Source organism: Methylobacterium radiodurans (assembly GCF_003173735.1).
Taxonomy (GTDB): domain Bacteria; phylum Pseudomonadota; class Alphaproteobacteria; order Rhizobiales; family Beijerinckiaceae; genus Methylobacterium; species Methylobacterium radiodurans.
In genome coordinates this window covers 2,869,426-2,882,911 of sequence record NZ_CP029551.1, presented here as the reverse complement: position 1 = coordinate 2,882,911, position 13,486 = coordinate 2,869,426, and the positions used below count along the sequence as shown (strand labels likewise).

Sequence of the window (13,486 nt, the reverse complement as noted above, 5' to 3'; positions counted from 1 at the left end):
GGCCCCGCACCGGCGCGACGATGTCACCGCTTTGCACTGCAAGGCCGGCCGTAAACCGTGCCGTCGTGCTCCAGGGTGCCGTCCGGGCGCACGACGAGATCGACATCGTACGGGACCTCCGCTCCCCCCATGCCGTAGCACTGGGGCGACCGGACGCGGCCGCCGCCAAAGGTGGCCCGTCGGCAGTCCATCAGGTCGATGCCGACCTCGCCGGGTCCGGAGCCAACCTCGATCGTGGGTAGGTCCTGCCCGACCGCGCAGTAGCGGCCCGGCACCGGCTGGGGCTCCGCGGCGGCCGGCGCGGCGGCGAGCAGGGCGATGAGGGTCAGGGCGCGCACGGTCAGATCTCCAGGGTGAGGAAGGGATCGAAGGCAGAGTTCTCCAGCTCGACCCGCCATTCGCCGTTGCGGCGGCGGTGAGAGGTGTCGTGCCCGCGGGCGTTGGCGAGCACCCTCGTGCGCCCGAGCCGGTAATCGACCGTCCGGTGCACGTGCCCGTGGATCCAGAGATCCGGGGCGTGCTCGCCCTCCAGGATCGCGGTCAGGTCGCTGGCGTACGCCGCGTCGATCGGCTCGCGAACCTCGCCGTGGAGCAGGCTGCGCGGGTGGGGCGCATGATGGGTCACGACGATCCGCGGCCCGTCCCAGGGCTCGGCGAGGCATCGCTCGATCCTCGCGCGGTGTTCGGCGTGCAGCGCGGCCGCGGCCGGGGGCCGGAATGCGGCCGGCGTCCCCAGCCGATCGCGGGTCTGGATGAGGCGATGATCCCGCATGCCGGTCTGCCGGTCCCCCGCGACCCGCATCGCGAGCGCGCGGTGGTCCGCCCCGCCGACGGCATAGTCGGTCCAGAGCGTGGCGCCGATAACCTGGACGCCGTCGACATGCCGGGCTTGCCCGCAATCGAGCAGCGTCACGTCCGCGGCGATCGCGGCGTCCCGGGCGCGGGCGAGCTCGTCGGGCAGCCTCGTCCGCCACAGGTCATGATTGCCCGGCACATAGATGACGTGCCGCGCCCGCGGGACGACGTGCTCGGCGAGCCACGGGAGCGCCCTGCGGCACAGGCCGTCGGCGACGTCGCCGGCGACGATCGCGACGTCGACGCGCGGGCCGGGGGGCGGCGTCCAGGGCGACGCGTCGATGTGCAGATCAGACATCACCCAGACGGTCGTCATCTCACTCTCCCCCGACGGCCCACGCCGTCCCGTCCGCCTCGAACCACGCGGCCGCCGCTCGAACGACGACCCGCCCCTCGACCCGGAAGCCGCTCTCCTTGATCCGGTAGCGCAACCGCTTCGCCCCCTCCGGCCGGGGCAAGTCCGCGAGCTCGCCCGCGGCCCAGGCGTGGACGTCTCGGGCCCCCGTTCTCAGGCACCGGAGCCGGGCTGCCTCGCTCGCCCGGAGCGTCACGCCGACGAGGACGACGCAGAGCCGGTGGCCGTCCACGCGTCCGGAAATGCGGACGGACCACCGGGACCGCGTCCTGTTGCGGTACACCTCAACCACCCCCGACCACCCGACGCCCGTTGGCGTGCTCGGGGCACAGGCAGCGCAGCCATCCGCCCTGGCGGACCCGACCCGGCTTGCCGCATTCCTCGCAGATGTACGCGCTGAGGTGCTCGACGCTGTCGACTAGGCTCTGCGTGTATTCGCAGTTCTCGTTGGCGTCGTAGTACCAACGAATACTGCCGAACTTCTCCTTCATCTGCGTCGAGTGGAAGCCGTCCGGAACGCCGGTCTCCTTCATGAGCTCGGCGGCCCCTTCCCAGAGCCATCTCCAGCCGGGGCCGCACTCGAACCCGCCCTGGCCGAACACCTTCCTGTGGCGCCGGGCGAGCTTCTCGCGCCAGTCGAGGGGGCTGCGTGGGGCGCCGTCGCGCCATCGGCACGCGAGCGTCCGCGCCAGGAGCGTCAGCATGAAGGGGCCGGGCACGGGCCCGACGAACTGTGAGCCCCCATCGTCCCGTCGCTCGCGCTCGACCGCGAGGAGGGGCGCGCTCCACCGCACGAGCGGGCCGTGGCGGGACGGCTCGACCGCCGAGACGGTGACGCTGTCCGCGCCCCGGTACGTGCGCAGCGCGGCCGCCGCAATGCCAAGGAATTCTTCTGCGATCATCGGTCTGCTCCTTCGTGCGGGGGGGGGCGCGGATCCGTTTCACGACCTCTCCTCCCGAGGCTCGCGGCGGTTGTCGCTGGGCGGTAGCATCCGGGCGAGGCGGAGGAGCTGCTGGCAGAGCAGGCGGACCTCCCCGCTACCGACGCGGTCGAGGGCGTATGAGCGTTCGGCGTGCCGCATGACGACGATGACGGCGTCCGCGAGCTCGGGGCGGACCCGGTCGCTCAGGGTCTCACCGCGGACGGTCTCGACGGTCATCGTGACGACGGGCATCGACTTTCGGGCGTGTTGCATCGTGGGTCTCCGAGCGTTGGGGGGGTGGTGAAGGGGGAGGTCAGTGCCGGGGCGCGAACGTCTCGCGGCTCGCGAGCACGGCCTGGAGCATCCGGCGCAGGGGGCGCAGGGAGCCGCCTGCCCACGGGACGAGGGCGAGTTCGTCGGGCGAGAGGTCGGGCATCCAGGCCGGATCGACGCCGCGCTCCTGCCGCATCTCCTCGACCATCCCCGCCGCGATGACGGGCAGGTCCTCGGCACGGGGCGCGGGCATCTCCACGCACCGGAACCGGTCGCGCAGGGCCGCCGGGACGCGCCCCAGCTCGTTGACCGTGGCGAGGAACGACACGCCCGAGCAGTTGACCTCTGCCTCAAGGTACGGGTCGAAGATCCTTGCGCTCGTAGACCGCTCCAGGAACGGGAGCAGCACGTCGACGAGAGACCCGTTGCGGCGGTCCGGAGACGCCTTGTCGAGCTCGTCGAGGTTGATCAGCGCGGACGCCGACATGGCCTGCAGGAGGACCTGAAGCGGGACGCAACCCCGGCCGGATCCCCACTGCCGGGACGTGCCGCCGAACGCCGCGTCGGACACGCCCCCCGCGCCGTAGATCACCGTGCGCAGGCCGAGGCGCCCGCCGAGCCAGGTCACGAGCGACGTCTTCCCGAGGCCGGGCGGGCTCACGATCAGGGTCGGCTGGATCCACGTGTGCCGGGCGCCGACCAGGTCCGAGGCGATCGTCTCCAGCACGGGGCGCGCGAACGGGTACCGGCGGACTCCGTCATCGACGAGGGCTTGCGGGTCGACCGGCGCGGCGAGCGGCAGGGGCTTGCCGGCGATCGCCTCGTACTCGGCCCGCGGGGTGTCGCGCCGCTGCTGCCCCGTGGAGCTCGGCTTCGGCAGGTGGTCGAGCGCCGGCACGACGACGAGCGACGGCGCCGCCCGGGAGGCCTTCGCGTCCGCGAGGATCTCCCGAACCCCGCGCGCCGGCGCCTGCGCAGGGGGCGCCTCTGGCCTCGGCGGGTCGAGGAGATCAAGGTCGAGGTCGCCGTCCGACGCCGGGGGCGCGACCTGCCCCGCGCCCCCACGCAGGATCTCGTCCTCGTCCTCGACCATGCGGAGCCCTGCGCCGATGGTCGTCCAGGCCTGGATCCAAGCGGCGGCTTCGACGTCGAAAGTCTCCAGGCGCGGGAAGCTCGGGCCGGGCACGTACGGGACGTCATCGTGGGGCGCCTGAGCGTCCTCGGCGCGGAGGAGAGCGTGCCTGATGATCAGGAACGCGCGGTCGAGCTCGGCCGCTCGGACTTGCGCGGCCGCGATAGACAGGAGCTCCGCCGCGAGCCGGGCCGAGGCGATCTCGCAGCCCAGCTCCGCCTGGTGGAAGACTAGGACCGCCGCGACGTCCCGGACGAGGGCGAGCGTCGGCGCCGGCAGGCTGGCGCGGAGGCCTTCTCCGGAGAGGCGGCGCTCCAGCTCCGCGACCCGCGCGATCGTGGCGTCCTCGTAGGCGGCGGTGATCGCCGCGACGGTGCGCTCGCGCAGGCCCGCCGCGCTGCGCAGCGGGTTGAGGCGGGTGCGCAGGTCGTCGACGGCGCTGTGACCCGCCATCCCGCCGCCGTAGAGGAGCTGCACCCGGGTCCGGGTGTCCCGGCCGTCGCGGGGCCCGGCGAGGTCGCGCGGGTCGATGGCGACGGCGCGCACGGCGGCCGCCGTCGAAGAGGCGTGCTTGGGCATGGGGGTACTCGCAGGTACGGAAGAAAGGATGCGCGTAGAGGCGCGCCGAGCAGGGCTCAGGCGGCTAAGGCGGTCCGTTTCCGTATCAAGCGAGCGGTCATCACGGCGGGGGTGTCCCTGCGAGTTGAGCACCCACGATGCCCTGGCCCCGCCCCCCTGTCGAGCCGTCCCGAGCGCGGTCCTGTGGACACCCTCCCGGCCTGGTCAACGCCCCCTCAACAGGGCCGCTCGAATCCCGCGGATCGGCCAGACTGACAATATGTCGCAGGCGCCCCGCACCGCCTTGGGACGCCCTCTCTCTCACGGGGCCGCCCTACGAATCGGTGCCGCTGCGAAATTCCGCGTACAGAGTCCAGTGCGAATCGGACGAACGCGCTAACCCTGATCCCGGGATCACGGGACGGGGTGGAACATGGCGCAGGACAACTCGGGGACGTCGTCGGGGATCGGCTTCTTCGGCCTCCTCTGCATCCTCTTCATCGGGCTAAAGCTCACCGGCTACATCGAGTGGTCGTGGTTGTGGGTGCTCGCCCCGATCTGGGGGCCGGTCGCGATCGGTCTCTTCTTGATGGCGGTCGGCGCTCTGGGCCTCCTCTGGAGCAGGCACGCGGACCGGGAGCGCCGGCGGATCCGCGAGCGTCGCTCGGGACGGTCGGCATGACCCGCGCCCCGATCCCGCCGGAGCTGCGGGCCCGCCTCCACGCGAGGTTCCCCAAGTCGCCGCTGTGGGCGCCGGTCGAGCCGGCCCCCTCGCCGTGGGAGGTCATCCGCAACGCGCTCGTGACGGGGCGCGACCACGGCCTGAATGAGAGCGAAACGGCGGTAGGCATCTACGGGGTGCTCGTCGCCCGCGGGCTGATCACCGAGGGCCGGGTATGAGCAGCCGCGCCTTCTACGCCGCCCTCGTCCCCGAGCAGCAGCACGCCTTCCGCGCGGCGGTCACGGACATGCGGGAGGGCCGCGCCCCCGAGGCCGTGCGGGAGGCCTGGGCCGCCCTCGACATCGGCGAGGACATCCTCGACCGCCGGGTGACGATCGTCATCTGGGAGCTCGTCGAGGAGCGGCTCGCCCTGCTCCCGGAGAGCGAGCGCGCCCCGATCGCGACCGCGCTGCTCGGGGGTGCCCCATGAGCACGACCGACATCGTCGTCCTGACCTCGGCCGCCCTCCTGTGCGTGGCCGTCGCGATCGTCGCCGTGATCGCCCTCCAGGAGCTGCGCCGGCCCCTGCTGAAGGGGCGCCTCGACGACCTTCTGCGGGAGGTCTCGGCCAAGAAGGACAACTGCCCGTGAGCGAGAACCGCGACGCCGACGGCTTCCGACGCTTCATGGTGGAGCACCTCGCCCGGTGCGTCGGCCTCTCCGTCGAAGAGTTCGAGACCCCCTCCGTACCTGCCGTGCCGGAGATGGAGAGCTCCGCGGCGCGGATGATCCGCGCCACGGGCTGCGGCCTCCCGCGAGAGAGGAAGGCCCCGGCGGGCGAGCTGCCGGCGGTGGCGAGCTTCTGGAGCTGAGGGAGGAACCCATGATCGACCTGCTGGCCATCGTCCGGCTCGCCATCAGGGCGTCCGAGCAGACCACGTCCCCCAAGATCGAAGCCATCAAATGGCTGCGCCGCGCCTTGGGCGTCGGGCTCAAAGAGGCGAAGGACATGGTCGAGGACGCCTACATGTGCGGCCCCGTCCGGTTCGCCGAGAAGCACGCCCGCATCGCGGGGATCGAGCACACCTGCCCGAACCGACCGCTGGAAGACTTGGAGGGGAACGCGCTGGACCAGGCGCGCGAGGCTCAGCGGAGGTTGCTCCAGCTTGCCAGCGCTGTCGGCATCAACGCCGAGGCGCTCCTGCAACCGGCGGCCTACAGCCCGGCCGAGTGCATCGCGCAGGCCCGGGTCGAGCGACGCGCCCGCGAGCTCTACGAAGCCGGCAGGAAGCGGGTCAGGGGTCGCCCGGCCTGGGACCAGCTGGATCCGAACTGCCCGTACGATCTCGGCATGAAGGCTTACGCCCTCAGCGAGGCCAAGCGCGAACTGGCGGAGGCCGCCTGACCATGACGACCCTCTGGCACAAGGACCGCTACTGGCCGTCCGAGCTCTCCCCCCTGACGGGCGCCCCGATCGAGGGGGCGATCCAGCCAGGGATCTACGCGGAGACCAAGGAGGACTGGGAGCGCGTGCGGAAGCGCGGCTTCCGGCAGGGCGTCGACCGGCTCCGGCGGGTCGGCGTCTCGGCCGAGCCCGGCATCGCCCCGGCCGGCCTCATGATGAACGTCGCCACCGCCGCGCAGCTCGCCTGGCTCAAGGCGAACGAGACGGCCGCGATCCCGGCGCCGGCGACACCCGCCCTCGGGCCGGTGCGGGTCGCCCTGTCGCCCCTCGCGCTCATGGCGAGGCGGGCTTAGCCGGTCAGAGCAGGGTGAAGTCTCTGGGGTTTTCGAGGCGCCAGAACCGACCCGGCGGCTTGAGCTCGCCGTGGATCGAGACCATCCGCCCTGTCTTATGGGCGTCGACCGCCTGCAGGTACTCCTCGGGGGGCAGCGAGACCCGCACCCGGATCATGCCGTGCTCGTCGCTGTCCCACTCGACGATGACGTCCTGGGTGCCCGAGATGCTGAAGAGGTCGCTCGGGTTCTCGTTCGAGTGGAGCGTCCGGATCTTGCCGACGATCGTGCGCCGCCGCTCCTCGTCGGAGTGGCGCAGGGCCTTCGCCGCCTCGCGCATGATCTCGGCCGATAGCGCGTGCCGGATCTCAAACGAGGGGGCCGCCCCGACGTCTGGCATGCCCCACTCGGGCGAGAAGACGATGTCGAGCCGCACCTCGCCGGCATGCGGAACCTCGACCAGGGCGGCGAGCTCCTCGCATGCGTTCGCGTTGAGCCCGGCCTCGTATCCCCGCACGATCTCGCCGGGGTCCTCGCGGGCGATCGCCCCCTCGATGAGGCGCAACCCGCGGGCGAGCCGCTGCACCGTGCGGCGCTCCAGGGGCGGTGCCGGCGGGGCGGCCTCGCCGGGCATGATCGTGTTCGGGCCGACTGGGCTCTCGACCGTGAAGCCGAAGGAGCCGCGGAACGTGTGCCCGAACCGGCACTCGTCGGCGTAGCGCTGCGCCACGCCGTCGACGCGGGTGAAGTAGGCGCTCGCGTGGAGCTCGGCATGGGCGGAGGCGGCGAGGAGCCGGGCCATCCGCCGGATGAACTCTTCGGCGGTGCCGAGCTTGATCGTGTCGTGCCGGATGACCGAGTCCGGCAGCCGCGACTTGATCAGGTCGTAGCTGATGGCCCGGATCGCCGCGATGACCGCGGCCGGGTCCCGGTCTTCGAGCGCGGTCAGCGTCCGGACGGCTTGGCCGATCCGAACCTGGGCGTCGCGAGCCTGCGACGTGCCGGGCAGGAGGATCTCGATCTCGTCGTCATCGGGCCCAAGGGCGAAGAGCTCCAGCCCGCTGCGCAGCGCCTGCCTGCGCCACCCGGCCGTCGCCAGGTAGCGCTTGAGGGAGCCGAGCGGCACACGCTCGATGTCGTCTGGCTCGCTGGTCATCGGCCTGCCAGCGCCTCCTCGCGGGCGAGCGTCATGATGCCCTGGAGGCTGTCGGGTGTCAGCACGTTGCTGCGCGGGATCCGGATGCGCTTCGTCGAGACGTTGTCGGTCGGCGGATCCTCCGTCCGGTACCAGTAGCAGCAGTGCCGCAGGTACATCTCGGTCTCGGACCCGGTCAGCCACTGGACCTCGTCCCGGGGCAGGCAGAGCAGGATGAGGATGGTCATGACATCGCCAGGGTCGCGCTCGGCGATGGTCCGGTGCGCGCGCGCCTCCAGGTCGTAGACGACGTGCTCTTCCTCGTGCTCCCAGTCGACGCTCGCCTTCATCTGGAAGCGGACGGGGGTGCCGGTCTCGACGCGCTCCCGCCCGCGCATCTTCACCCGGTAGAAGTAGCCGTCGATGCCGTAGTCGAAGATCGGCTTGGCGGCGATGTTGAGCCCGGCGCGGCCGGCCAGGGCATGGACGTACGCGAGCGACAGGGCCTCCTGGGTGTGCTCCCGGCTGATCAAGTCCCCGCCCCGGCAACATCGTTCTTGCCGCTCGGCATACCATGCAACCTAGTGGAGTCCAGGGGATCGCTCAGGCCCCCCGGCGCTCTCGCGCCTGCAGGGCCTCCTCCACGAGCTCCGCGACCCGCTGCCCCGCGGCGCAGGCCTGCTTCGCCCGGATGGCAACGATCCGGTGCGGGGGCGTCCCGGGCGACGAGACGACGAGCTCGCCGTCGGCGTGGAGGCGGACTGTAATCGTGACGGGGTCGCTCATGGCAGGGGAAGGGGCTTGAAGCGCGCGCGCTCGCGCTCGTAGTGCTCCAGGACGTGGTCGATCCAGGGGGCCATGCCGCTCGCCTTAAGCTTCAGGCGCTGAGCCCGAGCGTACACCTTGCGGGTCACGTCCTCGATGCGTGCCTCCTCGCGGTTCTCGGTCTTGTCCCGCGCGTGCGCCAGGATCGCCGAGCCGGCGCCCCCGAGCTGCTCCTCGTCGAGGAAGGTTCCGAGCGTGCGCCGGGCATCGTGCGGGGTCCAGACCCTGATGCCGTAGCGCTCGAACAGGTTGCCGTGAGGACGCTTGAACAGCGGCCCCTTCTTGCCCTTCCTCGTCTTGCCGGCCTTCGTCTTGCCCTCCAACCGATGGAAGAGGCCGGTGAACCCGGCCGGGGTCACGTGCTTACCGTCGACCCGACTGGGGAAGCGCCACGGCGATGACGGGTCCGCCCCGAGCCGATCGATCGCCGCGATCGCGGCCGGCGGGATCGGCAGTGCGTGCGGGCGGCCTCCCCTCCGGCCGCTCTTCATTTCCTTCGCGGTCCAAGTCCAAACCTCCCAGCCGGGCATGTCGGGCATGGGGATGACGCCGTCGCGCCGGGTGCGTCCGAGGCTGCCCGTCCTCTGCCCGGTCAGGACGACTGCCCAGACGGCTGCCAGCATGCCGTTCTCGGTCTCCTGGTCAGTCGAGCTGAGGGTACGGTGATGCTCGATGACGAGCAGCGTTCGGACGAGCTCCTGGATCGTCGGCGTGTGCTCGCGAGCCTTCGGGCTGTACTCGATGTGCCAGCGCTCCTGCCACCACGCGTGCTTTTCGTCCGCGAGCCCCGAGCGCGTCGCATGACTGCGCCACCCCCAGGTCAGCGCTTCCTTGCACTGCGCGACGACGCGGGCCGCGGCGGAGAGCGTGCGGGATTCGATCACGCGGTCGCGCAGCTCCTCCAGATCCGAGATCTCGATCGAGGCCAGCTCCAGCCTCTCGATGGGCTCGAACTCGGGACCCGCATGGTAGGCCGAGTAGCTGCGCCGGTAGCTCTCCTTCAGGTCAGGCAGCTTCGCGGCGAGGAACTCGGCCATGAGGTCCTGCCACTGCCATGGCCCGCGCCGGCGGCGGTCCTCGTCGGACTGCACCTCGACAGTCTCCGCGAAGGCGGCGTCCGCGGCGAGCTCGACCGGCTTGCCCTTGGCCAGCACCGCCTCGAACACGTGCAGATCCTCGCGCGGGTTGACCCCGGCCTCGACGTCCCGGCGCGCGCGGTCGGCGGCGAGCCGGGCCGCCGGCAGGGTCAGGGCGTCCATGGAGCCGAGGCGGAACGTCCCCTTGCGGTGGCGGAGGTACCACGTGCCCGCCGCACGCGTGATCCGCAGGGTGAGGCCCGGGGTGTCCACGTCGGCGATCTCCGCGCCGCGGCCGACGAGCTTCCCCTCCTGGATCATGCGGGCCGCGCGCTCGACGGTCGCCGCCGTCATCTTCACGCGCTCGCGCTCGTAGCTGCCCCTGCCTGCCGCCTTCGCCATGGCCCATCCCCCGGGATACAACGGGGATACAACACGGGTATTCGGGCCGTGGCAACGAAGTTGTCACCCCTCTAAACGTGGAAAAACACGCAGGATCAATGGCTTCTGAGGAGATGGTTAACTGAATATCGGGAGGGGTTCACTTGGGCCATATAGCTTCCCAAGCTGAATGTCGTCGGTTCGATCCCGATCGCCCGCTCCACCTTTCCTTGTCCGTCCCGGTAAATAATCCGGGAGTTTGAGCGTCGGGCCGCGCTCTCGTCAGCCGCTTTGGCCATCCGTTCCCGGATGTCGTCCAGCGTTGTCTGGGCGTAATTGGCGGTGGTGGCCGAGGAGGTTCTGCACAAGGCGCAGATTCCCCGTCGCCCTCAAGGTCAGCGCGGCGGCGTGCCGGACGTCGTGCATCGGCCGAAGGTCTTTGATGCCCGCCTTCTCGATCGCGCGCCGCATGTAGGTCGCGAGGCCCCGCGCCGTGATCGGATAGCGCACCCCTTCTCCAGCGCCGTCTTTAAACGGACACAGGTCCGGGTCCGCTGGTACAGGTAGGTGAACACCTCCTCCCGGTGGTTTCCCTCCTCGGTCCGCAGCAGCTCCGCCACCTCGGGGGTGATCGGCAGGACGTGCGGCTTGTCTTACTTGAGGAGAAGCCTGCTCGGACAGACGAGCGCCAACTCCGCCGGCTCGCCGCATAGCCGGTACAGGGCAGCCGTCCCGAGGTAGGATGGGTTCCCTCCTTCGGCTCTCCCATGCCCCGAACCCAATCGATCGCCGGAGAAGAGTTGAAGCTGCTCCACGTCTTCGAAGACGAGACCTCCAAACCAAGCATCGGTGGATGGCACTCGGCACACTCGTCGTGCCTGACGAGCACCTTGCGCATGTGCGCGCAAAGTTCCTGGCGATGAAGCGGACGATGGCGGTGTAGGGCGAAATGAACTGAAAGCGAACAGACCGGAAGCTCCTTGAGCGGAACAAGCGGCTAGAGCTGTTCCCGATCGCGTTGCAATCGGAGACGGCTCTAAGCTATTGTTTTGACGCCCTCTCTTGCGCCAAACCGGCGTCAACTTCGGCGGAGAGCGCTCTAGCTAAAGCCGCGATAGCGCTCATCGTCCAACACCGCGTGATGCAGTTCCACACGGTCATCATCTGCATGGACAATGTCGATGACGACAGGAACAACGATAGTCTCCCGGAGGCGGGGTAAAACAAATTTTTCCATCACGTGCTGCCCAATTTCGCCCGCGCCTATCCGATTAATTCAAAGTTCGCAGTTCTATTCGACAAAAGGAATAGCTACATCCCGCTGCAGTTCTTCCGACGGACCGCGAACTTCGCCGTCCGACGCGACAGCAAGATTGATCATCGGCCGGTCCGCCGGCGCCGCTACGAGGACTCCGCGGCGGACATCCTGTTTCAGGTCAACGACCTGCTGCTCGGAGCGGTCGGCTTCCGGCTGATCGCAAAGCACAAGGCGGACGCAACGAAGGACGGCCCGAAGGCGGAGCTCGCTCTCCACATCATGCGAGCAAGCCCGGCGCGTTCCTTCTGGCAGGACACCCGTCGAGGCGCAGAACGGAGCCAGTTGTTGTGGCGCCTCCGGCTTAGGGTTTGGACTCGATCAGCACCAGAAGGTGATGACGGCGGCCAGCGCGAGAGCCGAGGCGTAGTTGCGGGCGAGCTTGTCGTAGCGGGTCGCGACGCGGCGGAAGTCCTTGAGGCGGCAGAAGGTGGCCTCGATCCGCCAGCGTTCGCGGTAGCGGCGCCTGTCATGATGGATCTTGCGCTTGCGGCCGCGCTTGCCTGGGATGACCGGGGTGATGCCCTGACCGCGCAGGTCGGCGCGCAGCCAGTCGGCGTCGTAGCCTTTGTCGGCGGCCAAGCGTCGGATACGCCCCGGCGCTTCGGCGAGCACCGCCGGGGCGGTCGTCACGTCGCTGGCATTTCCCGGCGTCAGCAGGAGGACGCCGGGGCGCCCGAGCACGTCGGTGAGGGCGTGGATCTTGGTCGTCTGGCCGCCGCGCGACGGGCCGATGCCCTGCGCGCGAGCCCCCCTTTGCCGCCGTGGGCCGAGCGGTGGGCCCGGACGTAGCTGCTGTCGATGGCCGCAGCGTCACCCGCCCATCCGGCCTTAGCCAGGGCAGAGAGCATCGCGCGCCAGAAGCCACGACGGGACCAGCGATTGAAGCGGTTGTAGACGGTTGTGCGCTTGCCATACGCGGCCGGGCAGTCGCGCCAGCGGCAGCCCGAGGTGAGCACGTGCAGGATGCCGAGATGACCTGCCGGTCGTCCTTGCGCTCGGGCCCAGGTTGGTCCTTCGGCATGAACGGCTCGATCACTGCCCACTGGTCGTCCGAGAGCCAGAACAGATCCGCCATCGCCGCCTCCGTGCTGCAAACGGCGGCGGTGAATCACAAAACCAAAACCCTCGCAACGCCTTGGTCCGGTTCACACCCTAGCGCACCTCAGCGAGGACGATCGGGCTGACCCATCGGGCGGGTGCGTTCACCTGTTGCCGAGCGCCGGCCCTCCGGCCGTTCCGCCCGTGCCGGGCGGCCCGCTCGTCGGCGTCCCGCCGATGTTCACTCCCGGTGTCGTGCCGGGGATGGAACTGTTGCTCGGATTGGCCGCGTTCCCCCGTGTGGGCGGGCTCGGACCAAGATCCCGGTCTCCCGGTTGCACGCCGCCGGTTTCCGCCGGCGCTCGGACGCCGGTATTGCCCGCGCCGCCGGTCACAACCTGCGCGGCAGCCGGGCTGGCCAGAGAGAGGGTGAGCGCTGCCGCAAGGGCCGTCGTCTTTCGCATTCGATGATCCGGTTGCTGAGGTCGGAGCACAACCCGCGAGATCTCCGGGTGTTCAACCCCCGGTGTCGCCGGGAGGTAAGAAACGGTTAACCATAGCGGCGTAGCCGGAATACCGAGCTGCCGGTCACCGTCTCAACACCGGGGCAGCGCGTGACAGGCGATCCGAGCCACCCTCTCGGATCGCCGACACGCCGCACCCACATTCGCGCTGCGGCAGACGACGGGTGCGCCTGTGATCGCTCCTCGGCCTGGACAGCTGACCCCGTGATCGTGCCCTCCGAGGTCATCGCCTTCCCACCGCGAGCGACGCGGCAGATCCCGTTCGCAAGTCAGCGCATCCCCGTGCCGGCTGCCCGATCCATATCGATACAATCAATAACGGGTATCGATCGCAGCTGTTTGAATGATGGTGCGATGCAACGCAAATAACCTCTCGAAGCGAGGCATCGCCCCGCAAAACTCGAGAAGGCTCAGCATCATGACCGTCCGTACCCTCGTTCTCGCCGCTGTCGCTGCCGCCACCGTCGCGGGTTCCGCGACGGCGGGCGAGCGCATCGATCTCACCCCCACGCTCTACCGCGAGCAGGCTCGCGCCACGGCAGCGGTCCGGCCCGCTTCCGAGCTGACCACCACGCCGCGCCTCGTCCCGGCAGCCCCGGCCAACCCGCGGGTCGTCGCCGAGGCAATCGCCCGCTGACGGCCAGCGCGTCAGGCCCGTCCCTGTAGCCAGGGACGGGCCGCGAACGGATCCCAGT

At 70.1% G+C, this 13,486-nt stretch carries 19 protein-coding genes and 1 pseudogene; 8 read left to right on the top strand and 12 right to left on the bottom strand.

Annotated features, from left to right (window positions below; genetic code table 11):
- Window positions 1-23: 23 nt before the first annotated feature.
- Genes DK427_RS13380 through DK427_RS13355 form a run of 6 tightly spaced genes read right to left on the bottom strand, consistent with a single transcriptional unit; the run spans window position 24 to window position 4,117 of the window.
- Window positions 24-338 carry a hypothetical protein gene (locus DK427_RS13380; RefSeq protein ID WP_238178676.1) on the bottom strand — a complete coding sequence of 105 codons (315 nt, stop codon included), beginning with the start codon at window positions 336-338 and terminating at the stop codon, window positions 24-26.
- 2 nt (window positions 339-340) lie between these two features.
- Entirely contained in the window at window positions 341-1,171 is an 831-nt protein-coding gene (locus DK427_RS13375) for a metallophosphoesterase (RefSeq protein WP_109951699.1), read from the bottom strand.
- A gap of 1 nt (window position 1,172) precedes the next feature.
- Window positions 1,173-1,442: a hypothetical protein gene (locus DK427_RS13370; protein ID WP_238178678.1), complete on the bottom strand. Its 270-nt coding sequence runs from the start codon at window positions 1,440-1,442 to the stop codon at window positions 1,173-1,175.
- A 52-nt stretch (window positions 1,443-1,494) separates the two neighbouring features.
- The gene (locus DK427_RS13365) at window positions 1,495-2,112 is read right to left on the bottom strand and encodes a hypothetical protein (protein ID WP_109951698.1); all 618 of its coding nucleotides are present in this window, start codon (window positions 2,110-2,112) and stop codon (window positions 1,495-1,497) included.
- Between the two features lie 39 nt (window positions 2,113-2,151).
- Window positions 2,152-2,406, bottom strand: a complete 255-nt coding sequence (locus tag DK427_RS13360; protein WP_109951697.1) for a hypothetical protein — start codon at window positions 2,404-2,406, stop codon at window positions 2,152-2,154.
- Window positions 2,407-2,446: 40 nt separating this feature from the next.
- The gene (locus DK427_RS13355) at window positions 2,447-4,117 is read right to left on the bottom strand and encodes an AAA family ATPase (RefSeq protein ID WP_109951696.1); all 1,671 of its coding nucleotides are present in this window, start codon (window positions 4,115-4,117) and stop codon (window positions 2,447-2,449) included.
- Window positions 4,118-4,529: 412 nt separating this feature from the next.
- On the opposite strand from DK427_RS13355, the gene DK427_RS13350 reads away from it, so the two are divergent.
- From DK427_RS13350 to DK427_RS13325, 7 genes are read left to right on the top strand one after another with little or no spacing between them, the layout of a single operon-like run.
- On the top strand, window positions 4,530-4,778 hold the full coding sequence (locus DK427_RS13350) for a hypothetical protein (RefSeq protein WP_109951695.1): 249 nt from the start codon (window positions 4,530-4,532) through the stop codon (window positions 4,776-4,778).
- A complete protein-coding gene (locus DK427_RS13345) occupies window positions 4,775-4,996 on the top strand; it encodes a hypothetical protein (protein WP_109951694.1) in 222 nt (73 codons plus the stop codon). Before DK427_RS13350 ends, DK427_RS13345 begins: the two co-directional genes overlap by 4 nt.
- Window positions 4,993-5,247 (top strand): hypothetical protein, encoded by a 255-nt coding sequence (locus DK427_RS13340; RefSeq protein WP_109951693.1) that lies wholly within the window; start codon window positions 4,993-4,995, stop codon window positions 5,245-5,247. Before DK427_RS13345 ends, DK427_RS13340 begins: the two co-directional genes overlap by 4 nt.
- The gene (locus tag DK427_RS26350; protein ID WP_162559797.1) at window positions 5,244-5,408 is read left to right on the top strand and encodes a hypothetical protein; all 165 of its coding nucleotides are present in this window, start codon (window positions 5,244-5,246) and stop codon (window positions 5,406-5,408) included. The genes DK427_RS13340 and DK427_RS26350 overlap by 4 nt, the downstream gene beginning before the upstream one ends.
- The gene (locus DK427_RS13335; protein WP_091891827.1) at window positions 5,405-5,629 is read left to right on the top strand and encodes a hypothetical protein; all 225 of its coding nucleotides are present in this window, start codon (window positions 5,405-5,407) and stop codon (window positions 5,627-5,629) included. The genes DK427_RS26350 and DK427_RS13335 overlap by 4 nt, the downstream gene beginning before the upstream one ends.
- An 11-nt stretch (window positions 5,630-5,640) precedes the next feature.
- Window positions 5,641-6,162, top strand: coding sequence for a ribosomal protein L7/L12 (locus DK427_RS13330; RefSeq protein WP_109951692.1), 522 nt, complete (start codon window positions 5,641-5,643; stop codon window positions 6,160-6,162).
- Between the two features lie 2 nt (window positions 6,163-6,164).
- A complete protein-coding gene (locus tag DK427_RS13325; RefSeq protein WP_109951691.1) occupies window positions 6,165-6,515 on the top strand; it encodes a hypothetical protein in 351 nt (116 codons plus the stop codon).
- Between the two features lie 4 nt (window positions 6,516-6,519).
- Here the strand turns inward: DK427_RS13325 and DK427_RS13320 are convergent, their stop codons facing one another.
- The 6 genes and pseudogenes from DK427_RS13320 to DK427_RS13295 all read right to left on the bottom strand — a co-directional run bounded on the left by DK427_RS13320 (window position 6,520) and on the right by DK427_RS13295 (window position 12,304).
- On the bottom strand, window positions 6,520-7,650 hold the full coding sequence (locus DK427_RS13320) for a hypothetical protein (RefSeq protein WP_109951690.1): 1,131 nt from the start codon (window positions 7,648-7,650) through the stop codon (window positions 6,520-6,522).
- Window positions 7,647-8,162, bottom strand: a complete 516-nt coding sequence (locus DK427_RS13315; protein ID WP_091891815.1) for a DUF4365 domain-containing protein — start codon at window positions 8,160-8,162, stop codon at window positions 7,647-7,649. Before DK427_RS13315 ends, DK427_RS13320 begins: the two co-directional genes overlap by 4 nt.
- 70 nt (window positions 8,163-8,232) lie before the next feature.
- Window positions 8,233-8,415 (bottom strand): hypothetical protein, encoded by a 183-nt coding sequence (locus DK427_RS13310; protein ID WP_109951689.1) that lies wholly within the window; start codon window positions 8,413-8,415, stop codon window positions 8,233-8,235.
- Window positions 8,412-9,932: an integrase arm-type DNA-binding domain-containing protein gene (locus DK427_RS13305; protein WP_109951688.1), complete on the bottom strand. Its 1,521-nt coding sequence runs from the start codon at window positions 9,930-9,932 to the stop codon at window positions 8,412-8,414. The genes DK427_RS13310 and DK427_RS13305 overlap by 4 nt, the downstream gene beginning before the upstream one ends.
- A 261-nt stretch (window positions 9,933-10,193) precedes the next feature.
- The gene (locus DK427_RS26345; RefSeq protein WP_162559796.1) at window positions 10,194-10,421 is read right to left on the bottom strand and encodes a tyrosine-type recombinase/integrase; all 228 of its coding nucleotides are present in this window, start codon (window positions 10,419-10,421) and stop codon (window positions 10,194-10,196) included.
- Window positions 10,422-11,547: 1,126 nt separating this feature from the next.
- Window positions 11,548-12,304, bottom strand: a pseudogene (locus DK427_RS13295) (IS5 family transposase).
- Between the two features lie 905 nt (window positions 12,305-13,209).
- Between DK427_RS13295 and DK427_RS13285 the strand changes: the two are divergent.
- A complete protein-coding gene (locus DK427_RS13285) occupies window positions 13,210-13,428 on the top strand; it encodes a hypothetical protein (RefSeq protein ID WP_204165167.1) in 219 nt (72 codons plus the stop codon).
- The last annotated feature ends 58 nt before the right edge of the window (window positions 13,429-13,486 follow it).